The 21,371-nt window shown below is 69.2% G+C and carries 21 protein-coding genes; 15 read left to right on the top strand and 6 right to left on the bottom strand.

The window, feature by feature from the left end; all coding sequences use genetic code 11:
* Positions 1-25: 25 nt before the first annotated feature.
* Positions 26-835 (top strand): IclR family transcriptional regulator, encoded by an 810-nt coding sequence (locus MRBLMI13_RS13225; RefSeq protein WP_309686763.1) that lies wholly within the window; start codon positions 26-28, stop codon positions 833-835.
* 5 nt (positions 836-840) lie between these two features.
* Here the strand turns inward: MRBLMI13_RS13225 and MRBLMI13_RS13220 are convergent, their stop codons facing one another.
* Positions 841-1,452 (bottom strand): TetR/AcrR family transcriptional regulator, encoded by a 612-nt coding sequence (locus MRBLMI13_RS13220; RefSeq protein ID WP_042539394.1) that lies wholly within the window; start codon positions 1,450-1,452, stop codon positions 841-843.
* A 111-nt stretch (positions 1,453-1,563) separates the two neighbouring features.
* On the opposite strand from MRBLMI13_RS13220, the gene MRBLMI13_RS13215 reads away from it, so the two are divergent.
* The 6 genes from MRBLMI13_RS13215 to paaK are packed head-to-tail and all read left to right on the top strand — an operon-like array spanning position 1,564 to position 8,212.
* On the top strand, positions 1,564-2,751 hold the full coding sequence (locus MRBLMI13_RS13215; RefSeq protein ID WP_367823049.1) for a thiolase family protein: 1,188 nt from the start codon (positions 1,564-1,566) through the stop codon (positions 2,749-2,751).
* A complete protein-coding gene (locus tag MRBLMI13_RS13210) occupies positions 2,748-3,479 on the top strand; it encodes an enoyl-CoA hydratase/isomerase family protein (RefSeq protein ID WP_311879566.1) in 732 nt (243 codons plus the stop codon). Before MRBLMI13_RS13215 ends, MRBLMI13_RS13210 begins: the two co-directional genes overlap by 4 nt.
* The gene (locus MRBLMI13_RS13205; protein WP_367823047.1) at positions 3,476-4,405 is read left to right on the top strand and encodes a 3-hydroxyacyl-CoA dehydrogenase family protein; all 930 of its coding nucleotides are present in this window, start codon (positions 3,476-3,478) and stop codon (positions 4,403-4,405) included. The genes MRBLMI13_RS13210 and MRBLMI13_RS13205 overlap by 4 nt, the downstream gene beginning before the upstream one ends.
* Positions 4,402-6,483 (top strand): phenylacetic acid degradation bifunctional protein PaaZ, encoded by a 2,082-nt coding sequence (paaZ, locus tag MRBLMI13_RS13200; protein ID WP_367823045.1) that lies wholly within the window; start codon positions 4,402-4,404, stop codon positions 6,481-6,483. Before MRBLMI13_RS13205 ends, paaZ begins: the two co-directional genes overlap by 4 nt.
* Before the next feature lie 5 nt (positions 6,484-6,488).
* Positions 6,489-6,872, top strand: coding sequence for a hydroxyphenylacetyl-CoA thioesterase PaaI (paaI, locus tag MRBLMI13_RS13195; protein ID WP_052492903.1), 384 nt, complete (start codon positions 6,489-6,491; stop codon positions 6,870-6,872).
* 44 nt (positions 6,873-6,916) lie between these two features.
* The gene (gene paaK / locus MRBLMI13_RS13190) at positions 6,917-8,212 is read left to right on the top strand and encodes a phenylacetate--CoA ligase PaaK (protein WP_153302147.1); all 1,296 of its coding nucleotides are present in this window, start codon (positions 6,917-6,919) and stop codon (positions 8,210-8,212) included.
* A 158-nt stretch (positions 8,213-8,370) separates the two neighbouring features.
* On the opposite strand, the gene MRBLMI13_RS13185 is transcribed toward paaK, so the two are convergent.
* Positions 8,371-10,491 carry a RecQ family ATP-dependent DNA helicase gene (locus tag MRBLMI13_RS13185; RefSeq protein ID WP_367823042.1) on the bottom strand — a complete coding sequence of 707 codons (2,121 nt, stop codon included), beginning with the start codon at positions 10,489-10,491 and terminating at the stop codon, positions 8,371-8,373.
* A gap of 116 nt (positions 10,492-10,607) precedes the next feature.
* Between MRBLMI13_RS13185 and MRBLMI13_RS13180 the strand changes: the two genes are divergently transcribed.
* The 8 genes from MRBLMI13_RS13180 (at position 10,608) to MRBLMI13_RS13145 (ending at position 17,289) form a co-directional block, all read left to right on the top strand.
* Positions 10,608-11,027 (top strand): hypothetical protein, encoded by a 420-nt coding sequence (locus MRBLMI13_RS13180; protein WP_042539388.1) that lies wholly within the window; start codon positions 10,608-10,610, stop codon positions 11,025-11,027.
* Positions 11,028-11,114: 87 nt separating this feature from the next.
* On the top strand, positions 11,115-12,092 hold the full coding sequence (paaA, locus tag MRBLMI13_RS13175) for a 1,2-phenylacetyl-CoA epoxidase subunit PaaA (protein WP_367823040.1): 978 nt from the start codon (positions 11,115-11,117) through the stop codon (positions 12,090-12,092).
* Positions 12,092-12,397 (top strand): 1,2-phenylacetyl-CoA epoxidase subunit PaaB, encoded by a 306-nt coding sequence (paaB, locus tag MRBLMI13_RS13170; RefSeq protein ID WP_042539384.1) that lies wholly within the window; start codon positions 12,092-12,094, stop codon positions 12,395-12,397. Before paaA ends, paaB begins: the two co-directional genes overlap by 1 nt.
* Positions 12,398-12,426: 29 nt before the next feature.
* Positions 12,427-13,236 (top strand): 1,2-phenylacetyl-CoA epoxidase subunit PaaC, encoded by an 810-nt coding sequence (gene paaC, locus MRBLMI13_RS13165; RefSeq protein WP_367823037.1) that lies wholly within the window; start codon positions 12,427-12,429, stop codon positions 13,234-13,236.
* A complete protein-coding gene (paaD, locus tag MRBLMI13_RS13160; protein ID WP_079112434.1) occupies positions 13,230-13,724 on the top strand; it encodes a 1,2-phenylacetyl-CoA epoxidase subunit PaaD in 495 nt (164 codons plus the stop codon). Before paaC ends, paaD begins: the two co-directional genes overlap by 7 nt.
* A complete protein-coding gene (gene paaE, locus MRBLMI13_RS13155; protein ID WP_367823035.1) occupies positions 13,724-14,905 on the top strand; it encodes a 1,2-phenylacetyl-CoA epoxidase subunit PaaE in 1,182 nt (393 codons plus the stop codon). The genes paaD and paaE overlap by 1 nt, the downstream gene beginning before the upstream one ends.
* Before the next feature lie 10 nt (positions 14,906-14,915).
* Positions 14,916-15,686 carry an enoyl-CoA hydratase/isomerase family protein gene (locus MRBLMI13_RS13150; protein ID WP_367823033.1) on the top strand — a complete coding sequence of 257 codons (771 nt, stop codon included), beginning with the start codon at positions 14,916-14,918 and terminating at the stop codon, positions 15,684-15,686.
* A gap of 79 nt (positions 15,687-15,765) precedes the next feature.
* Positions 15,766-17,289, top strand: a complete 1,524-nt coding sequence (locus MRBLMI13_RS13145) for an ATP-dependent DNA ligase (protein WP_367823031.1) — start codon at positions 15,766-15,768, stop codon at positions 17,287-17,289.
* A gap of 7 nt (positions 17,290-17,296) precedes the next feature.
* Here the strand turns inward: MRBLMI13_RS13145 and MRBLMI13_RS13140 are convergent, their stop codons facing one another.
* The 4 genes from MRBLMI13_RS13140 to MRBLMI13_RS13125 are packed head-to-tail and all read right to left on the bottom strand — an operon-like array spanning position 17,297 to position 21,299.
* Positions 17,297-17,806 carry a phosphoribosyltransferase gene (locus MRBLMI13_RS13140; protein WP_056375913.1) on the bottom strand — a complete coding sequence of 170 codons (510 nt, stop codon included), beginning with the start codon at positions 17,804-17,806 and terminating at the stop codon, positions 17,297-17,299.
* A 48-nt stretch (positions 17,807-17,854) separates the two neighbouring features.
* Positions 17,855-18,700 (bottom strand): transglutaminase family protein, encoded by an 846-nt coding sequence (locus MRBLMI13_RS13135; RefSeq protein ID WP_042539373.1) that lies wholly within the window; start codon positions 18,698-18,700, stop codon positions 17,855-17,857.
* Positions 18,697-19,623 carry an alpha-E domain-containing protein gene (locus tag MRBLMI13_RS13130; protein WP_042539371.1) on the bottom strand — a complete coding sequence of 309 codons (927 nt, stop codon included), beginning with the start codon at positions 19,621-19,623 and terminating at the stop codon, positions 18,697-18,699. The genes MRBLMI13_RS13135 and MRBLMI13_RS13130 overlap by 4 nt, the downstream gene beginning before the upstream one ends.
* On the bottom strand, positions 19,617-21,299 hold the full coding sequence (locus MRBLMI13_RS13125) for a circularly permuted type 2 ATP-grasp protein (protein WP_367823028.1): 1,683 nt from the start codon (positions 21,297-21,299) through the stop codon (positions 19,617-19,619). The genes MRBLMI13_RS13130 and MRBLMI13_RS13125 overlap by 7 nt, the downstream gene beginning before the upstream one ends.
* Between the last annotated feature and the right edge of the window lie 72 nt (positions 21,300-21,371).

Here is a 21,371-nt window from a genome sequence, read left to right as displayed (position 1 = left end):
GTCAAGATCGACTCGGACACACGACATGACGGCCCGGCTCGACGACGAACCGGAGGAAGGACGCACCGTGATCCAGGCCATCGATCGCGCCGCCAAGGTGCTCGAGCTGCTGCAGGGTGCGCGCCACCTCGGCATCACCGATCTCGCTCTCGCACTGAGCCTGCCGCCGTCGACCGTGCACGGGATCGTCAAGTCGCTGCGAGAGCACGGGCTGGTCGCGAAAGAGCGCGGCGGACAGCGCTACATGCTCGGACCGACGCTGCTGCGCCTCAGCAACGTGTACCTCGACACGCTCGACGTCAGGGCACGGGCGATGCGGTGGACGCAGGAGCTCGCGCGGCGCACCAATCTGCCTGTGCGCCTCGGTGCTCCGCATTTCCACGAGGTGCTCGTCATCCACCACGATCTGCGCCCCGACGACAGCCAGCAGATGCTCGAGACCGGCGTCGCGATCCCCGCTCACGCCTCGGCGATGGGAAAGGTGCTGCTCGCTCATGACCTCGGCTTCCAGCGCACCGTCTTCGAACGACCGCTGCCCAGCCTCACCGGAGACACGATCACCGACATCGCCAGGCTGATGCTCGAGCTCCCCGCGATCGCCGAACGCGGCAGTGCGTCCGAGACGGACGAGGCGGTGCTCGGAGAATCGTCCGTCGCCGCACCGGTCTCCGACGCCTCGAACGACATCGTCGCCGCGGTCGCGGTGGTGATGCCCACCTCGCACGCGCCCGCCTCCGACGCCGTGCTGAACGCGCTCCGAGAGACGGCCCGCAACATCTCACGCGAGCTCGGAGCGACCAGCTGGCCGCCCCGGGTGGCTCCGGCCGACGACTAGTCGGCTCAGCGCGACTGCAGTCCGTCCAGGCTCACCCGCAGGATGTCCTCGCCCAGCTCATCGGGGTCGACAGGCCCGCCGGGGCGATACCACTCCACGACCGAGTTGATCATGCCGAAGATGAGCCTGGTCGCGACCGCGGCATCCACGTCGTCGCGGATCAGCCCCTCGGCCTGAGCCTCGGCGACGATCGCCGTCACCCGCTGGTCGAACGCGCGCCGGCGCACGAGCGCGGAGGTCTCGACGTCGCCGTTGCCGCGCACACGCAGCAACAGCGTCACCGAGGGCAACTTCTCGGTGAGCACACGTACGGCCCCGCGGATGATCGATCGCAGGCGATCGGAGGCGAGCGGATGCCGCGCCGTGGCGTCGTCCACGACGGCCTCGAGAGCGTCGAGGGCATCGTTCAGCGCGAGCTCGAGGATCGCCGACTTCGACTCGAAGTGGTGGTACAGCGCCGACTTGGTGAGGCCGAGAGTGGCACTGAGATCGGCGACGCTGGTCGCGTCGTAGCCCTGTTCGTTGAACACCTTGACCGCGACCGCGAGCACCTGCTCACGGTCGTAGCCTGGCCGGCCGCGCTTGGGGGCCGGCGCGTCGAATCCGAGCTGCGCCATGGCCCCAGTCTGTCAGTCCCGATGAGTTGCCATCCGTCCGAGGATCTGAGATCGTATTCCTGACCGATCGGTCTGAAATTATCGCCAGCGTGGGCGTTCGAGAGGATGACGATGTCCGAGGCCTATCTCGTCGACGGGGTCCGCACCGCCGTCGGTCGTCACGGCGGCGCACTCGCCGGCATCCGCCCCGATGATCTGGCAGCCCTCGTGGTCGGCGAGACCGTCACCCGGTCGGGGATCCCCGCCGAGGCGATCGACGAGGTCATCCTCGGTGCAGCGAACCAAGCGGGCGAAGACAACCGCAACGTCGCCCGCATGGCCGTGCTCCTCGCCGGCCTGCCCGATTCGATCCCCGGGCTCACCGTGAACCGGCTGTGCGCCTCGGGGATGTCGGCCATCGCTCTCGCCGCGAACGCCGTGCGCGCGGGGGACGCCGACCTCATCGTCGCCGGCGGCGTCGAGTCCATGACACGAGCCCCTTGGGTGCAGGCGAAGCCCGAGCGCGCATGGGCCAAGCCCGGCGCGGCCTTCGACACGTCGATCGGATGGCGCTTCACCAATCCGCGGCTCGCCGCGCGCGAGAAGGCCACCTTCTCGATGCCCGAGACGGCGGAGGAGGTCGCACGCGTCGACGGCATCAGTCGGGCGGATGCCGATGCTTTCGCCCTGCAGAGCCATCTGCGCGCCGCCGCCGCGATCGACGCGGGGCGCTTCGCCCCTGAGATCGTCGGGGTCGAGACCGACCGCGGAATCGTCGACACCGACGAAGGACCGCGACGCGACACCACCCTCGACGCTCTCGCGAAGCTGCGCGCCGTGGTCGCAGGCGGCGAGGTCGTCACGGCCGGCAACTCCAGCTCGCTGAACGACGGCGCCTCCGCGATCGTCGTGGCGAGCGCCGAGGCCGTCGAGCGACACGGACTGCGACCGCGGGCACGCATCGTCGCGTCGGCGACCGCCGCACTCGCCCCCGAGATCATGGGACTCGGCCCCGTGCCCGCGACGCAGAAGGCTCTCGCGAAGGCAGGGCTGCAGATCGCCGATCTCGGCGCCGTCGAGCTGAACGAGGCCTTCGCGTCGCAATCGCTCGCCTGCATCCGTCGCCTCGGCCTCGACCCGGCGATCGTCAACGCCGACGGCGGTGCGATCGCGCTCGGGCATCCGCTCGGCTCCAGCGGATCCCGCCTGATCGTGACCCTGCTCGGTCGGCTCGAACGCGAGGGCGCTCGCTACGGCCTCGCCACGATGTGCGTCGGAGTCGGACAGGGCACGGCCATGATCGTGGAGCGTCTGACGTGAGCCTGCAGATCGAGGAGCAGCGCGACAGGGTCATCGCGACGCTCGATCGCCCCGAGAAGCGCAACGCGATCGACCAGGAGACGGTCGACGCGCTGCACGAGCTGTGCGCGATGCTCGAACAGACCCCCCGCACCCTCATCCTCACCGGCTCCGGCGGTGTCTTCGCGGCGGGTGCCGACATCGCGCAGCTGCGCGATCGCACCGCAGATGACGCCAGGCGCGGCATCAACGCGACCGTGTTCATCCGCATCAACGAGCTGCCGATGCCGGTGATCGCGGCGATCGACGGCTACGCACTCGGGGGCGGAGCCGAGCTGGCCTACGCCGCCGACATCCGCATCGCGACGCCGTCCCTCCGAATCGGCAACCCCGAGACCGGACTCGGCATCATCGCCGCGGCCGGTGCGACGTGGCGGCTTCCCGAGATCATCGGCGCGGCGCGAGCGAGCGAGATGCTTCTCACCGGTCGAGCGCTCGATGGCGAGGAGGCACTGCGATGGGGACTCGTCTCGTCGCTGCATCCGTCCGACGAGCTGATCGCGACCGCGCACGCGATCGCCGATCGCATCGCGAAGAACGACCCGCTGGCCACGCAGCACACGAAACACGCTCTGCGCACTCCGCGCTCGGGACATCCTGCGATCGAGCTCGAGCTGCAGGCCGAGCTCTTCGAGTCGCCGGAGAAGCACCGTCGCATGACCGCGTTCCTCGAGAGGAAGAACCGATGAGCGAGCAGCCCCCGTCCTCGAGCGACGCCCACCCCGCGACCTCGAGCGAACGGAGCGGGACGAGACGCCCGGACCACGTGCCCGCGGCCGTCGGCGTGCTCGGCGGAGGACGAATGGGCGCCGGCATCGCGCATGCCTTCCTGCTCGCGGGATCCCGTGTCGCGGTCGTCGAACGCGACGCGGCGAGCGCGGATGCCGCACTGCAGCGGATCCGCGAGAGCATCCGCCGATCCGTCGCCCGCGATCCCGCTCTGAACGAGGTCGAGATCACCGGCCGCCTGACGACTGGTCGCGACATCGCCGCCTTCGCCGTGGTCGACCTGGTGATCGAAGCCGTTCCCGAAGACCGCGAACTCAAGGAACAGGCGCTCGCCCGTGCAGAGACGGCGATGCCCGCCGACGCCACCCTGGCGAGCAACACGTCGTCGATCTCGATCGACGATCTCGCCGCGAGCCGCCGTCGTCCGGAGCGCTTCCTCGGCCTGCACTTCTTCAACCCTGTGCCCGCGTCTGCGCTCGTCGAGATCGTGCGAGGCGCAGCGACCGACACCGCGGTCGTCGAGAACGCGGCCGGATGGGTGAGCTCCCTCGGCAAGACCCCGATCGTCGTCACCGACTCCCCCGGATTCGCATCGTCTCGACTCGGCGTCATGCTCGGCCTCGAGGCGATCCGGATGCTCGAGGAAGGCGTCGCGTCGGCCGTCGACATCGACGCGGCGATGACGCTCGGATACCGGCATCCGATGGGGCCGCTGCGCACGACCGACGTCGTCGGACTCGATGTGCGGCTCGGCATCGCCGAGGAGTTGGAACGCACTCTCGGTGAGCGGTTCGCTCCGCCGGATCTGCTGCGGCGGATGGTCGCCGAAGGAAAGCTCGGCCGCAAGAGCGGCGAAGGGTTCTACGCATGGAACGAGGAGAGATGACCGAGTATCTGCCGAGCTACATCCAGGGCGAGTGGTGGACGCCGACTTCGCCCGCACGATTCACCGAGGTCCGTGACGCGTCCACCGGCGATGTGGTCACGCTCGTCTCCACCGACGGCCTCGATCTCGCGGGGGCGCTTGCGCATGCCCGATCCGTGGGGCAGAGGAGCCTCGGTGCGCTCACCTTCCATCAGCGCGCGGTGCTGCTCAAGCAGTTCGCCCTGGCGCTCACCGAGCGCAAGGACGAGCTCTACGCGCTGTCAGCGCGCACGGGCGCGACGAAGAGCGACTCCTGGGTCGACATCGACGGCGGCATCGGCGTGCTGTTCTCGTATTCCGGCAAAGGGCGGCGCGAACTGCCGAACAGCCGCGTGCACGTCGACGGCCCCGTCGAGCCGCTCTCGAAGGACGGCTCGTTCCTCGGGCGCCACGTCTACACGACGCTGCCGGGAGTCGCCGTGCAGATCAACGCCTTCAACTTCCCCGTGTGGGGGTCGCTGGAGAAGTTCGCACCGGCTTTCCTCGCCGGCATGCCGACGCTCGTGAAACCCGCGACGCCGACCGGATATCTCGCCGAGGCGATGGTGCGCATCCTCGTCGAGTCGGGCCTGCTGCCGGACGGATCGCTGCAGCTGGTGAGCGGCAGCGTCCCCGACCTCTTCGAGCACCTGCGCCTCGGCGACATCGTCGGCTTCACCGGCAGCGCCTCGACAGCCGAGAGCCTGAAGGCCCACCCCGCCGTGCAGACCGGCGGAGTGCGGTTCACCGCGGAGACCGACTCGATCAACGCCTCGGTGCTCGGCACCGACGCCATCGAGGGCACGCCGGAGTTCGACGCCTACGTCCGCCAGCTCGTCACCGAGATGACGACCAAGGCCGGGCAGAAGTGCACGGCGATCCGCCGGGCGATCGTGCCGACCGGGTCGGCGGATGCCGTGATCGCCGCCGTGCAGGCGCGCATCACCGAGAGGACGGTGCTGGGCGATCCCCGCGCCGAAGGTGCGACGATGGGCCCCCTCGCCTCGACCGCGCAGCGCGACGAGGTGCTGCGTCAGGTCGCGAAGCTGCAGGACGCCGGCGGACAGATCGTGGTGGGGTCGACGGATGCTCCCGAGGTGCGGCTCGCAGACGGAACCACCGCGCTCTCGCCCGACGGCGCGTTCGTCTCGCCGCTGCTGCTGCGCTTCGACGATCCGCAGTCCGACGCCGCGCACTCGGTCGAGGCGTTCGGTCCGGTGTCGTCCCTGCTCACCTACGACACCATCGCCGACGCCGCCGCACTCGTCGCCCGCGGCGGCGGCTCGCTCGTCACCAGCATCGCGACGCACGATCCGGTGCAGGCGGTCGAGCTGGCCACGCGCATCGCGCCGTTCAACGGTCGGATGCTGCTGCTCGACCGCGACGACGCGCGCTCCTCGACCGGTCACGGGTCTCCCCTGCCGAACCTCGTGCACGGCGGGCCCGGTCGGGCAGGAGGCGGCGAGGAACTCGGCGGCATCCGCGCGGTGCTGCACCACATGCAGCGCACTGCGGTGCAGGGATCGCCCGAGATGCTCACGGCGTTGACCGGTGTCTGGCACGCGGGAGCCGCGGCGCGCAGCGGCGGTCGGCATCCGTTCCGCAAGTCGCTCGCGGAGCTCCTGATCGGAGATCAGATCGTCTCGGCATCACGCGAGGTCACCCTCGACGACATCGAGACCTTCGCGCACTTCACCGGTGACACGTTCTACGCCCACATGGACGACGCGGCGGCCGCAGCGAACCCGTTCTTCCCCGGCCGTGTGGCACACGGGTACCTGCTGGTCTCGTGGGCGGCCGGTCTGTTCGTCGACCCCGAACCGGGCCCCGTGCTCGCGAACTACGGTCTCGAGAATCTGCGGTTCATCACGCCGGTCTCCCCCGGTGACACGATCCGCGTCGAGCTCACCGCCAAGCAGATCACCCCCCGAGAGACCGATGACTACGGCGAGGTGCGCTGGGATGCGGTGATCCGCAACCAGGCCGACGAGCTCGTCGCGACCTACGACGTGCTCACGCTGGTCAGCAAGGAGCCCACCTCCGAGGTCGCGGCAGCATGAGGGCCATGATGCAGCGCGATGCCGCGTCGGCGATGCTCGGCATGACCGTCGAGCTCGACGAGCCCGGCGAGGCCGTGGTGTCGATGACGGTGCGCGACGACATGCTGAACGGCTTCGCGATCACGCACGGCGGCCTGGTGTTCACTCTCGCCGACACGGCTTTCGCGATCGCCTGCAACGAGGACGAGCGCGTCACGGTCGCGGGCGGCGCGGACATCACCTTCCTGAAGTCGACGACCTCCGGGCAGCGGCTCACGGCACGTGCGAGTCGCCGCGTCGTCAGCGGTCGCAACGGCATCTACGACGTCACGGTCACCGATGAGTCCGGCGACGTCGTCGCCGAGGTGCGCGGCCGCTCGCTCACCACGAACCGATCGCACCCGGGCTGACCGGCACACCTGACATGGCCCTGCCCGCGACGAAGGAGTCGACGATGACCCACACCCGTGCCGAGATCGGCACCGAGATCGAGCTGCACTCCCCCACTGCACTGGCCCGACTGCAGCTGCAGCGCCTGCAGTGGACTGTGCGCCACGCCTACGAGAACGTGCCGACGTACCGTCGCAAGTTCGACGAGCACGGTGTCCACCCCGACGAGATCCGCACCCTCGACGACGTGCAGAGGCTGCCGTTCACCTCGAAAGCCGATCTGCGAGAGAGCTACCCGTTCGGGATGTTCGCGGTGCCGATGGCCGACGTGCGCCGCATCCACGCGTCGTCGGGCACGACCGGGCGGCCGACGGTCGTCGGCTACACCGAGGGCGACCTCGACAGGTGGGGCGACCTGATCGCGAGGTCGCTGCACGCCGCGGGGATCCGCGCCGGCATGAAGGTGCACAACGCCTACGGATACGGGCTGTTCACCGGTGGACTCGGGGCGCATGCCGGCATCGAACGACTCGGCGCCACGGTGATACCCGTCTCCGGTGGTCAGACCGCGCGCCAGGTGCAGCTGATCGCCGACTTCGAGCCGGACGCCATCCTCTGCACGCCGAGCTACCTGCTCACGATCGCCGATGCGATGGAGGCGGCAGGCGTCGACCCGACGCGGACCTCGTTGCGGGTGGCCGTGCTCGGAGCCGAGCCGTGGACCAACGAGATGCGCCGCGAGATCGAGAAGCGACTGAACATCGACGCCGTCGACATCTACGGGCTCAGCGAGGTCATGGGGCCGGGCGTCGCCAGCGAGAGCGTGCTCACCAAAGACGGCCCGCACATCTGGGAAGACCACTTCCTTCCGGAGATCATCGATGGCGACACCGGCGACCGCCTGCCGGACGGCGAACTGGGCGAACTGGTCTTCACCTCGCTCACCAAAGAGGCCTTTCCGGTGATCCGCTACCGCACACGGGATCTGACCCGCCTGCTGCCCGGAACGACGTATCCCGCCCTGCGGCGTATCGAGAAGATCACCGGGCGCAACGACGACATGATCATCCTGCGCGGCGTGAACCTCTTCCCCACACAGATCGAAGAGCTCGTGATGGGCATCGAGACCCTGACGCCGCACTTCGTGCTGGAGCTGCACCGTGCGGGCCAGCTCGACACCATGACGGTGCGCATCGAGCGGCACCCGTCGTTGAGCATCGAGGAGTGCGACGCCGCCGCTGCAGTGCTCACACATCGCATCAAGGTGCACATCGGCACCAGCGTCGACGTCAAGGTCGAGGAGCCCGGCGCTCTGCCGCGCAGCGAGGGCAAGTACAAGCGCGTGTACGACCTGCGCTGAGCGAAACAGCTCATACGCGATATCGCTTCGTCAGCGACATCGATCTGGCCGTTGACATCGCGCCGGGTGTGGGTGTGTTCGACCTGCCTCACACCCGCCGTGCCAGAGGCGGTCGCTCGTCACCAGCAGCGCATCGACAGCGACGACGATCGCCGACCTCAGCCGCGAAGCGCGAGCACGAACGGAAGCACGTCTGTGGCGCGGGCCTGGCGCAGTGTGCGGGTGGCGACCGTCAGAGTCCACCGGCTGTCGGCCAGGTCGTCGACGAGGAGAACCGGCCCCTCGGGGATGTCGAGGCCCTGCGCGCTGAACCTGTCCCACAGACCTGCGAGACGGAACACGCTGTTGCCTCCCGGTTGACCGCTCGGGCCGCCATCGACCGGGTCGAGCGCACCGAGGTACGGCAGCCGACCGATGTCGGCGATCCCTCGGGCAAGGGAGTCGACGAGCAGCGGATGCGACCGTGAAGGCATCGCGACCACCGCGACAGGGCGCTCTGTCCAGCCCCAGTCGGCGAGCACTCGCACGCAGCCGCCGAGCACCTGGGGCGTCACGACGGCATCGGGGGCTCCGGCGGCGAACAGCTCCCGCAGGGTGCCGCCCCAGCCGAGGTCGGTGAGCCGGGCGAGCGCCCTCCCCTCTCCCGCCTGCTCACCCGGCGCGATGCGCCCCTTGACGGGCACGTCGAGCTTGTCGGCGCCGGTCGGCCAGGCCCGGCGCGGCTCGACGGGAACGCCCACTCGGTCGAGCGACTCCGCAGCCTGAGTCGTCGCCGATTCGCCGATCTCGCTCGGGAACCAGATGCCGGCGCAGTTGTCGCATCTGCCGCAGGGCGCTGCCGTGTCGTCGTCGAGCGAGCGCTGGAGGAACTCCATGCGGCAGCCGTCGGTCTGCTCGTAGTCGATCATGTGCTGCTGCTCGGCTCGGCGTTCGCCCGCGATCCGCTCGTAACGCTCGGCGTCGTAACTCCAGGGCTCGCCCGTGGCGACCCACCCGCCCTGCACACGTCGCACCGCGCCGTCGACATCGAGCACCTTGAGCAGCAGCTCGAGAGGTGTGCGGCGGATGTCGACCATCGCCTCGAGCGCCGGCGTCGAGATCGGCTGATCGCCGAGCGCAGCGATCACCCTCTCGGCGCGCTCACGGTCGGGCATCGACGCGGTGGCGAAGTAGTGCCAGATATCGCGGTCTTCGACGCCCGGCAGCAGGAGCACGTCTGCGCTCTCGCTCGCGCGCCCGGCGCGACCGACCTGCTGGTAGTACGCGACCGGCGACGACGGCGCACCGAGGTGCAGCACGAATCCGAGGTCGGGTTTGTCGAAGCCCATGCCGAGTGCGCTCGTCGCGACGAGGGCCTTGACCTCGTTGCGCTTCAGCATCCCTTCTGACTCCGTGCGCTCGTCGGTGTCCGTCTGCCCCGTGTACGCACGCACGTCGTGGCCGTGGTCGCGCAGCAGCCGAGCGGTGTCGACCGCGGCAGCGACGGTGAGCGTGTAGATGATGCCCGACCCCGGCAGATCGTCGATGTGGCTCAGCAGCCAGGCGAGCCGGCTCGCCGAGGTCGGCAGACGCAGCACCCCGAGCCGCAGCGAGGTGCGGGCGAGCGGCCCGCGGATCGTGAGCACCTCGGAGGCCCCGTCGCCCGATGAGCCTCCCGTGCCGAGCTGCTCGGCGACGTCGGCCACGACCCTGCTGTTGGCGGTCGCCGTGGTCGCGAGCACCGGAACCTCTGGCGGCATCTGCTCGATGAGATCGCGCAGCCGACGATAGTCGGGACGGAAGTCGTGCCCCCAGTCGCTGATGCAGTGCGCCTCGTCGACCACCAGCATGCCGATCCGTCGCACGAGCGCCGGCAGCTGCTGTTCGCGGAACGCCGGGTTGTTGAGTCGCTCGGGAGAGACGAGCAGCACATCGACCTCGTCTCGGTCGAGCTGCTGCATCACCTCCGACCATTCGTGCGCGTTGGTGGAATTGATCGCCACGGCTCGGACGCCCGCGCGCTCGGCGGCGGCGATCTGGTCGCGCATGAGAGCCAGCAGCGGCGAGACGAGCACGGTCGGTCCCGCCCCCTGCCGACGCAGCAGCAGCGTCGCGACGAAGTACACCGCCGATTTGCCCCAGCCGGTGCGCTGCACGACGAGCGCGCGGCGGCGCCCCTCGACCAGCGCCTCGATCGCCTCGTACTGGCCGTCGTGGAAATCGGCGTCGGGGCGGCCGACCAGTTCGCGCAAGGCGGCGAGCGCAGCAGTGCGAGTGTCGACAGCAGAGGGGGAAGTCATGTCTCCACTGTGCCTCATGTCACCGACGTCGGGCCCGAGGCCGCCGACGCCCGGGCTATCGTCATCCACTGGTGAGATCCGCGCCACCGCCCCACCCCGTCGTCTAGCGTGGAACGATGATCACCCGAGAACTGGCCGTATCCCTGCGCGATGCCGGGCTCGTGTGGCATCCCTCCGAGGGCGATCGCTTTCAGCTCGACCTCCCGAACGATGTCGAGCTCGAAGCCGAGGCCGACGTCTTCACGGTCAGCGCGATGACGATCGAGGCGAGGCAGACTCCGAGCGGCACCGACCTCGCCTTCAACGGCACCACAGAGTGGGCGCTCGACGCGGTCACCCTCGCGGACGCGGTGTGGCTGCCCCGCGAGGATCAGCTGCGCGAACTGCTGCGAGGCACGTTCCGGGCACTCACCCGCCTTCCCGACGCCTTCGTCGTCGATGTCGAGATCGCCGGCGAGACGCTGCGTTTCGAGCATCCGGACCCCTCGGAGGCCTACGGGCTCGCCCTTCTCGACCTGGTCTCCCGCTCGCGCTGAGCGCCGCTTCTTGCGCACGGCGGACCGGCATGTCAGAATTACCTAACGACCGGTCAGTAAAGCGGATCGGATACCGAGGAGTCGATGATGACAAGCCCCGCAGATCTCTCCCTCGTCGATGGCGAGCTCTCAGACGACGAGCGCCTGTTCGACGAGCTCATCGCGAACGAGCAGCGCATCGAGCCGCGCGACTGGATGCCCGACGCCTACCGCAAGACGCTGATCCGTCAGATCTCGCAGCACGCGCACTCCGAGATCATCGGCATGCAGCCCGAGGGCAACTGGATCACCCGGGCGCCGAGCCTCAAGCGCAAGGCGATCCTGATGGCCAAGGTGCAGGACGAGGCGGGCCACGGCCTGTACCTCTACTCGGCGGCGCAGACCCTCGGCATCACCCGTGACGAGATGATGGACCAGCTCATCAGCGGCAAGGCCAAGTACTCCTCGATCTTCAACTACCCCACCCCCACCTGGGCCGATATGGGCGCCATCGGGTGGCTCGTCGACGGCGCCGCGATCTGCAATCAGGTGCCGCTGTGCCGCGCCTCCTACGGCCCCTACGGCCGCGCCATGGTGCGCGTGTGCAAGGAGGAGTCGTTCCACCAGCGTCAGGGTTTCGAGATCCTGCTCTCGCTGATGCAGGGAACCGACGAGCAGAAGCAGATGGCGCAGGACGCCGTGAACCGCTGGTACTGGCCGAGCCTGGCGATGTTCGGCCCGCCCGACGACCAGTCGCCGAACTCGGCCCAGTCGATGAAGTGGAAGATCAAGCGCTTCACCAACGACGAGCTGCGCCAGCGCTTCGTCGGGATGCTGGTGCCGCAGGCCGAGATCCTGGGCGTCACCCTGCCCGACCCCGATCTGCGCGTCGACGACGAGACGGGCCAGTACGTGATCGGCGAGATCGACTGGGACGAGTTCTTCGAGGTGCTGCGGGGCAACGGCCCCTGCAACGCGGAGCGTCTCGAACGTCGCCGCACGGCACACGAGGAGGGTGCGTGGGTGCGCGAGGCCGCAGCCGAGTACGCCCGCAAGCAGGCGCTGAAGACGAAGGCGGCGGCGTGATGGCGACGCCCGGTGCCGACGAGCGCGAACCCTGGCCCCTCTGGGAGATCTTCGTCCGTGCGAATCGCGGCCTGAGCCACGTGCACGTCGGATCGCTGCACGCCCCGGATGCCGATATGGCGATCCGCAATGCCCGAGACCTCTACACGCGCCGTGGCGAGGGCGTGTCGATCTGGGCCGTGCCCGCCGACGCGATCACCACGAGCGACCCCGACGCCAAGGGCGCCTACTTCGAGAGCCCCGCGGGCAAGAACTACCGGCACGCCGTCTACTACACGGCCTCCGAGGGGGTGCCGCACCTGTGAACGACATCCGCACGGACGTCCATGGAGACATGCACGGGGATGTCTCGGTCGACGAGCTGCGACTGAGCGAGGAGCTCACGGGAACCGGCTCCGCGGCTGCATCCGCCGACATCGCCGAGTACGCACTGTGGTTGGGCGACGACGCCCTGATCCTCTCGCAGCAGCTCGGCGAATGGATCTCCCGCGCGCCCGAACTCGAAGAGGATGTCGCGCTCGGCAACATCGCCCTCGATCTGCTCGGTCATGCCCGCTCGTTCCTGCACTTCGCCGGTTCCTACGACGGACGCTCCGAAGACGACCTCGCGTACTTCCGCGACGAGCCGGAGTTCCGCAGCGCCTGGATCGTCGAGCAGCCCAACGGCGACTTCGCGCAGACGATCGCACGTCAGTTCGTCGTGTCGACCTACATGTTCGAGCTGTACTCCGGGCTGAGGGCCAGCACAGACGAGACGTTCGCGGCGATCGCCGAGAAGTCGCTCAAAGAGGTCGACTACCACCGCGACCACTCGGTGCAGTGGGTGCTGCGCCTCGCCGGAGGCACCGACGAGTCACGGCAGCGGATGGTGCGCGCGCTCGGCGACGTCTGGCCGTACGTCGATGAGCTCTTCCGCGATGAGCCACTGATCGACCGTCTCGGCGATGCCGCCGTGCGCCCGTCCACCCTTCGCGCCGGTTTCGACGCGGTCGTCGACACCGTCTTCACAGAGGCGGAGTTGACCGCGCCCTCAGTGGCGGCATCGTCAGCGGGAGGGCGCCGAGGTGCGCACGCGACCCCGATGGGCCATCTGCTCGCCGAGATGCAGGTTCTCGCGCGACGTCATCCGGGGGCGTCATGGTGACCGACACGCTGCAGACCGACGCCTGGCGGATCGCCGCTGCCGTGGCGGACCCCGAAGTCCCCGTTCTCACGATCGAAGACCTCGGAGTGCTCCGAGCCGTCACGGTCGACGGCGACGTCGTGCGTGTCGACATCACCCCCACCTACAGCGGGTGCCCGGCGATGGACACGATCCGCGACGATGTCATCCTGGCCCTCACCGCTGCCGGTCACTCGCAGGTCGAGGTGCGTCTCGTGCTCTCCCCCGCGTGGACGACGGACTGGATGTCGGATGCCGGCAAGCAGAAGCTCTCGCAGTACGGCATCGCGCCTCCTTCGGGGCGCTCCGCGCTGTCGTCCGGCCCGATCCGCCTCGCGATCAGCGTGCGCTGCCCGCGGTGCGGCTCGCTCGACACCCGCGAGGTCTCGCGCTTCGGTTCCACCTCATGCAAGGCGCTGTTCGAGTGCCGCGCATGCCTCGAACCCTTCGACCACTTCAAGGTGCACTGATGTCGCTGTTCGCCCCGTCCGGTGCCGTCGCACCGACATCCGTTCATTCGCCCTCCGCATCGACGGCGAAGAAGCGCGCGCGGTTCCACACTCTCGTGGTCGACGAGGTGAGGCCGCTCACCGAGGACTCGGTCGAGGTGTCTTTCACAGTTCCCGCCGACCTCGCCGACGACTACGACCACCTGCCGGGCCAGTACGTGGCGCTGCGCACCACCCTCGACGGCACCGAGGTGCGCCGATCGTATTCGCTGTGCCGCGCGCCGGAGCATCGCACCGCCGAGCAGATCGCGGCGGGCACGCCCACCCGGCTGAGTGTCGCGGTGAAGCGCGACGAGGGCGGCCTCTTCTCCACGTGGGCCCAGACCGGGTTGCACGCCGGGTTCGAGATCGACGTGATGAGTCCGCAGGGCACATTCACCTCGGGGCTCGACGATCTCGATCATCGCCACGTCGTCGGCATCGCCGCGGGCTCGGGCATCACCCCGCTGATGGCGCTCGCGCACACCGTGCTGACGCGCTCGGACTCGTCGCGCTTCACACTGCTCTACACGAACCGATCGACACTCGACGTGATGTTCCTCGAGGACCTCGCCGACCTCAAGGACCGGTATCCGACGCGAGTGACGCTGCACCATGTGCTGTCCCGTGAGCAGCGCACGGCTCCCGTGCTGTCGGGGCGGATCGACGAGGAGAAGCTGCGCACCATCCTGAGGATGCTCATCGACCCGAGCGACGTCGACGAGTGGTTCCTCTGCGGTCCTCTCTCGCTCGTCGACCTGTGCCGCGAGGTGCTCGCCGACGTCGGCGTGCCCCGGGAGCACATCCGGTTCGAGCTCTTCACCACCGGCGACGAACCTGTGCGCGCCGCGCGCCCGGTCGAGGTGCGGGCGGGCGCGAAGACGATACGCATCGAGGTGAACCTCGACGGCGTCTCGTCGACCGTCGAGAGCCCCGTCGACGCGCACGAGTCGGTGCTGAACGCGGCTCTGCGGGTGCGGCCGGACGCCCCGTTCGCGTGCGCCGGCGGCGTGTGCGGCACGTGCCGCGCCAGGGTCATCGAGGGCAGCGTGACGATGACGGAGAACTACGCGCTCGAGCCCGACGAGCTGGACCGCGGCTATGTGCTGACCTGCCAGTCCCACCCGACGAGCGACCGCGTCGTGGTCGACTACGACGTCTGAGGAGCATCCGATGATCGATCTCACCATCTCCGACGACGTCGCGACGGTCGCGCTGAATGCACCGTCCACGCTGAACTCCCTCGACGAGCAGGCGCTGCGCGATCTCGGCCGTGCATACGACGAGGCCGACGCGGCGGGAGTGCGCGCACTCGTGCTCAGGGGCGAGGGGCGCGCGTTCTGCGCCGGACGCGACATCTCGGCGGTCGACCCGCGCGACGACGACGTGATGGGCTACCTCGGCGGGCTCGTGACTCCGCTGCTGCAGCGGATGGCGCGCTTTCCCGCGCCGACGTTCGCGGCCGCCCACGGTGCATGCCTGGGCGTCGGGCTGGGACTGCTGATCGCCACGGACGTCGTCTACGTCGCGGAGTCGGCGAAGATCGGCTCGCCGTTCGCAGCGCTGGGCGCCACGCTCGACTCGGGCGGACACGCCCTGTTCGTCGACCGCCTCGGCGCGCACAAGACGCTCGACCTCATCTACACGGGGCGCCTGATGAGCGGCACCGAGGCCGTGGCCTCGGGTCTCTTCTCACGTGTGCTCCCCGACGACGAGGTCCTCCAGACGACGACGGATGCCGCCGCGACCGCCGCGCGCGGTGCCACCGCCGCGTTCCTCGCGAGCAAGCAGCTCGTCTCGCGCATCCGCGACGAGAGGCTGGCGTTGTGGGAATCGATCGACTTCGAGAACACCGCTCAGGCGGCGCTGTGCGACACCGACGACTACCGCGAGGGCTTCGCCGCCTTTCAGGAGAAGCGGAAGCCTGAGTTCCACGGGCGCTGAGCTCTCGCTGCTCTACTGCGACGGAGAGGGCGAAGGCAAGGGCTTCGCCGATGTCGGATGCCGGTGACAGACTGCACCCATGTTGCTCTCGGAGCTCGTCTCCACCGCTGAAGAGGTCACCGCCACCGCATCGCGCCTCGCCAAGGTCGATGCACTCTCGCGGTTGCTCGCGCGCGCGGACGCGGACGACGTCCCCGCCCTCGTCGGGCTGCTCCTCGCGACGCCGCGTCAGGGACGCCTGGGTGTGGGCTGGCGCGGGATCACCGCCCTCGAGGTGATGCACGCCGACGAGCCGTCCCTGTCGATCGGTGACGTCGACGCGGCGTTCGAAGCGCTGGCCGGCGCTTCGGGCTCGGGGTCTGCGGCCGCCCGGACAGATCTGCTCTCCGCTCTCGCCGGCCGCGCCACGGCCACCGAATGGGATTTCCTGTCGCGCGCGATGCTCGGCGAGCTGCGCACCGGTGCGCTCGGAGGCGTGCTGCTCGATGCGATCGCTCGCGCCTCGGATCGCCCTGCGGCATCCGTGCGACGAGCAGCGATGCTGTCCGGCGACCTGGGTGACACGGCGGTCATCGCCCTCACAGGCACCGCGGCCGAGCTCGACGAGGTCGGCCTCGTGGTCGGCCGTGCCGTGCTGCCGATGCTGGCCTCGACCGCGGCGACTCCGACTGCGGCTCTCGAGGTCACGGGCAGGGCATCCGTCGAATACAAGCTCGACGGAGCGCGCATCCAGGTGCATCGCCGCGGAGACGACGTGAGCGTGTACACCCGCAGCCTGGCCGACATCACCCACCGCGTGCCCGAGATCGTCGAGATCGTGCGAGGCCTTCCCGCCCACGACCTGATCCTCGATGGCGAGACGCTGTCGCTCGATGAGGACGGCGGTCCGCGGCCGTTCCAGGAGACGATGTCACGGTTCGGGGCCGACGTGTCGCGCGAGCTCGTGCTGCGCCCCTGGTTCTTCGACATCCTGCACATCGACGGCCGCGATCTGCTCGACGAACCGCTCTCGATCCGCCTGGCCGAACTCGAGAAGGCCGTCGGCGAGTGGCGCATGCCGGGGGTCGTCACCGACGACCCGGCCGCTGCCGAGCAGCTGTCACGAGAGGCGCTGGCGGCGGGGCACGAGGGCGTCGTCGTCAAGGGCGTCGATGCGCCCTATGCGGCGGGCAGGCGCGGCAAGTCCTGGGTCAAGGTCAAGCCCGTGCTCACCTATGACCTCGTCGTGCTCGCAGCCGAGTGGGGCTCGGGTCGACGACAGGGGTGGCTGTCGAATCTCCATCTCGGCGCTCTCGATCCGAGCGGAGAGTTCGGCGAGCCGGGCGGACTCGTGATGGTCGGAAAGACGTTCAAAGGTCTGACCGACGAGCTGCTGCGCTGGCAGACCGAGCAGTTCCCGTCGTTCGAGACACGACGCACGCAGTCGACCGTGTTCCTGCGCCCCGAGTTCGTGGTCGAGATCGCGATCGACGGGGTGCAGCGCTCTCCGCGCTACCCCGGTGGCATCGCGCTGCGCTTCGCACGCGTCAAGGCCTACCGCCCCGACAAGAGCGTCGCAGACGCCGACACGATCCAGACTCTTCGCTCACTGCAGCGCGGCTGAGACGAGGTCAGGCCGACGGCGCGAGCCCGAGATCCTCTTCACGCACCGTGCCCTGGAACGACCAGGGGAAGTTGATCCACAGATCGGTGTCCTTCCACGCGTAGTCGGGCTGGATGATGGTCGACGGCTTCGTGTAGATCGTGACCGAGCGCACGTCGGCGCCCTTGTCCTTCAGCAGCTGCACCGCGAGCGCGAGCGTGCGGCCCGAGTCGGCGACGTCGTCGACGAGCAGCACGCGACGACCGTCGAGATAGGCCATGTCGAGTTCGGGCGGCAGCACCTCCGGGGCATCGAGCACGGTGCCGATGCCGGTGTAGAACTCGACGTTGATCGCGCCGCAGTTCTTGGCACCGAGGCCGTACGCGATGGCACCGGCGGGAAGCAGACCACCGCGGGCGATGGCCACCACGACCTCGGGCACGAAGCCGCTCTCGAGGATGCTGCGCGCGAGATCTCGCGTCGCGGATCCGAAGCCGTCCCAGGTGAGCGTCTCGCGCTCGATCGATGCATCCGTCATCGTCTCATTCTTCCCCACTGCCGTGCGTCGTCAGGCCATGCAGTCGCCTCAGCCGAGGCGCGTGATCTCCACCGAGACGAACAGCTCCGACGCGCTGGGTCCGGCATACACCCCGCGGAGCGGAGCAACATCGGCATAGTCGCGGCCGTGGCCGACATAGACATGGGATTCGCCGATGTCGACGAGGTTGGTGGGGTCGTATCCGCGCCACTCCCCGGAGTACCACTCCACCCAGGCGTGCGATTCCCCCGTCACGGCCTGCCCGATCGCGGCCGTCGGGTCGGGGTGCAGGTATCCCGACACATAGCGTGCCGGAATCCCCGCGGCGCGCAGCACCCCGAGAGCCACGTGAGCGATGTCCTGGCAGACCCCTGATCGCGCGGGCCAGGCGTCACGAGCCGTCGAGCTCACGCCGGTGACGCCGCTGCGGTACTCCATCGCCTCCCCGACCGCGCGGCAGATGTCGAGGGCGGTCTCGTCCACTCCGCCGCCCTCCGCTTCGAAGTGCAGGGCGAGATCGCGCATCTCGTCATCGGGGGCGGTGGCGGGAGTCTGCGCGACGCACTCGGCCAGAGCGAGCGACTGCGGGATCCGGGATTCGAGCTCGTCCCAGTCGATTCCGGCGGTCGCCGTCGGGAGCGGCCTGACGTCGACCACGCTCGTCGCAGTGACCGAGAGCACCTGATGAGGGGTCAGCAGCTCGAACGTCGAGACCCGCGTGTCCCAGTAGTCGGAGTACGAGTGCTGGGTGGCCGTCGGCGAGATGTCGAGCGTCGCCTGCAGCACGAACTGCCCCTCTCGGGAGTGCGGCAGCATGCGCGCCTCGTTGTACGACGCCGTCGCCGGCTGCTCGTAGCGGAAGCCGGTGCGATGCACGATCTTGAGGCGGCTCACAGTGCCTCTCCGATCCACACCGGCATCGCGATCGACGGGAAGTACCGCTCCCTGATCGCGTCACTCGCCACTGACATCCCCACCTGGACCTCCTCCATGCTCTCCGACAGGCGGTGCACGGTGTCGCCGATCGGTCGGTACTCCAGCTCCGACCGCATGCGACCGAGCACGCGATGAGCCCGGTCGGGCACGCCGAATGCGCCGGCCGGATCGATGCCGCGCAGGCATTCCTCGGCCTGCAGGATGCTCGAGAGCACCGATCGGGGGAACAGGCGGTCGATCAGCAGGAACTCCACTGCCGACGCGCCTGTCGGCACCGCTCGGTGGCTGCGCAGATGGGCTTCGTATGCGCCGCAGCTGCGCAGCAGCGTCGTCCAGCTCGGCCCACCGGCCTCGGTCAGCGAGCGCGTCGCCAGCAGACGCGCGGTCATGTCGGCGCGCTCGATCGACCGGCCGAGAACGAAGAAGTGCCATGCCTCGTCACGGCTCGTCGAGGAGTCGACGACGCCGAAGGCCAGCGCCGAGCGGTCGCGCACCCAGCGGAAGAACGGATGCGTCTTGTCTGAGGCGATACGACGGGGCATGCGCGCATTCGACTCGTTGAGCGTCTCCCAGAGGTCGGTCGAGATGATCTCCCTGGCCCGCCGGGCGTTCTCCCTGGCGGATGCGATCGAGTGGGCGATCGACGCCGAGTGCTCGCGGTCGAGCGCGAGAAGCCGCACCACGTCGTCACGACTCAGCACGGTGTCGGCATCCGCTGTGGTGCCCATCACCGAGAGCAGCGCACGGCAGGCCGTGTCCTCCTCGACCCACGGGTCTTCGAGCAGCAGCTGCAGGTGCACGTCGAGGATGCGCGCGGTGCCGTCGGCCCGCTCGACGTAGCGGCCGATCCAGAACAGCGCCTCGGCGATGCGGCTCAGCATCCTGTTCCTCTCCGCTGCTGTTGCTGCTGTTGCTGCTGCTGGTGATGGCGCAGCTCGAGGTCCTCGTCCTGCGGCGACGACAGGAACGGCGGGTGCGGTTCTTCGCGCGCCGGCGCCACGACGGCGATCGCCCCGGTGGCGAGCGACACCTCGTCCGCCGCGGCATCGGGGTCGCCCTCCACGGTCGTCGTCGGCCCGGTGAACAGCGAAGGGTCCAGCACCCAGGTGTCCTTCGAGCCGCCACCCTGGCTGGAGTTCACGACGAGCTGTCCCTCGGGCAGAGCGACCCTGGTGAGACCGCCGGGCAGCACCCAGATGTCGTGCCCGTCGTTGACGGCGAAGGGACGCAGATCGACGTGCCGCGGGCGGAATCCGTCTTCCACGAGTGTCGGAATGGTCGACAGCTGCACGACCGGCTGGGCGATCCAGCCCCGAGGGTCGGCCCGCAACGACTTGCGCAGAGCCTCCAACGTCTCGCGCGACGCATCGGGCCCGACGACCAGCCCTTTTCCTCCCGAGCCGTCGACCGGCTTCACCACCAGCTCGTCGAGCCTGTCGAGCACCTCCTCGAGCGCACCCGGATCCTCGAGCCGCCAGGTGTCGACGTTCGGGATCACCGGCTCCTCGCCCAGGTAGTAGCGGATCAGGTCGGGGACGTACGTGTAGACCAGCTTGTCGTCGGCCACGCCGTTGCCCACGGCGTTGGCGAGCGTGACATTGCCGAGGCGAGCAGCGAGCATCAGCCCGGGGGCGCCCAGCACGGAATCGGGGCGGAAGCTCTGCGGGTCGAGGAACTCGTCGTCGACCCGCCGGTAGATCACGTCCACCCGCGTGGGGCCGGAGGTCGTGTGCATCCACACCCGCCCGCCCGAGCAGAACAGGTCGCGCCCCTCGACGAGCTCGATGCCCATCATCCGCGCGAGCAGGGTGTGCTCGTAGTACGCGGAATTGTGCACGCCGGGGGTCAGCACCACGACGGTCGGATCATCGACGCCGTCAGGCGCGGCGGCACGCAGCGCCTGCAGGAGGCGGCTCGGGTAGTCGACGACCGGGCGGACTCTGAGACTGGTGAACAGCTCGGGGAGCGTCTGCGCCATCACGCGGCGATTCGCCAGCACATAGCTCACACCGCTCGGCACGCGCACGTTGTCTTCGAGCACACGCCAGGCTCCGAGCTCCTCACGGATGACATCGATGCCGGCGACATGGATGCGCACCCCGTTCGCCCCGACGATGCCGGCCGCCTGACGGTGGAAGTGAGCGGACGAGCTGATCAGCGACGCGGGGATCACACCGTCCTGCACCGCGAGCTGCGGACCGTAGACATCGGCAAGGAATGCCTCGAGAGCCCGCACGCGCTGCTTCACCCCCGACTCGACATAGCGCCAGTCATCGGCGGCGACAACGCGCGGGACCACATCGAGCGGGAACGGACGCTCCTCCCCGGCGAAATCGAACGTGACTCCCTGTGCGAGATACGAACTGGCGAGGGCGTCGGTGCGAGCCCTCAGCTCTGCGTCGTCCATGGCCGCGAGCGCCGGATACATGTCCTGGTAGGGCAGGCGCACGCCCTCGCCGCCGGATGGCGCGTCTGAGGGGAACATCTCGTCCCACGGTGCGGCGCCTGCTCGGCGCGGCGACCGGCGCGAGGTGTATCCGTCGAACAGTGACTCCATGACCGCATGTTTCCGCGTCGCGGTTTCGGCGGTGTTACGCGCGCAAGTCGGCGCCGCGTCGGCCCGGGAGCG

It is taken from the genome of Microbacterium sp. LMI13-1-1.1, from assembly GCF_040815625.1.
Classification (GTDB): domain Bacteria; phylum Actinomycetota; class Actinomycetes; order Actinomycetales; family Microbacteriaceae; genus Microbacterium; species Microbacterium forte.
This window is presented reverse-complemented; position numbering and strand designations above follow the sequence as displayed.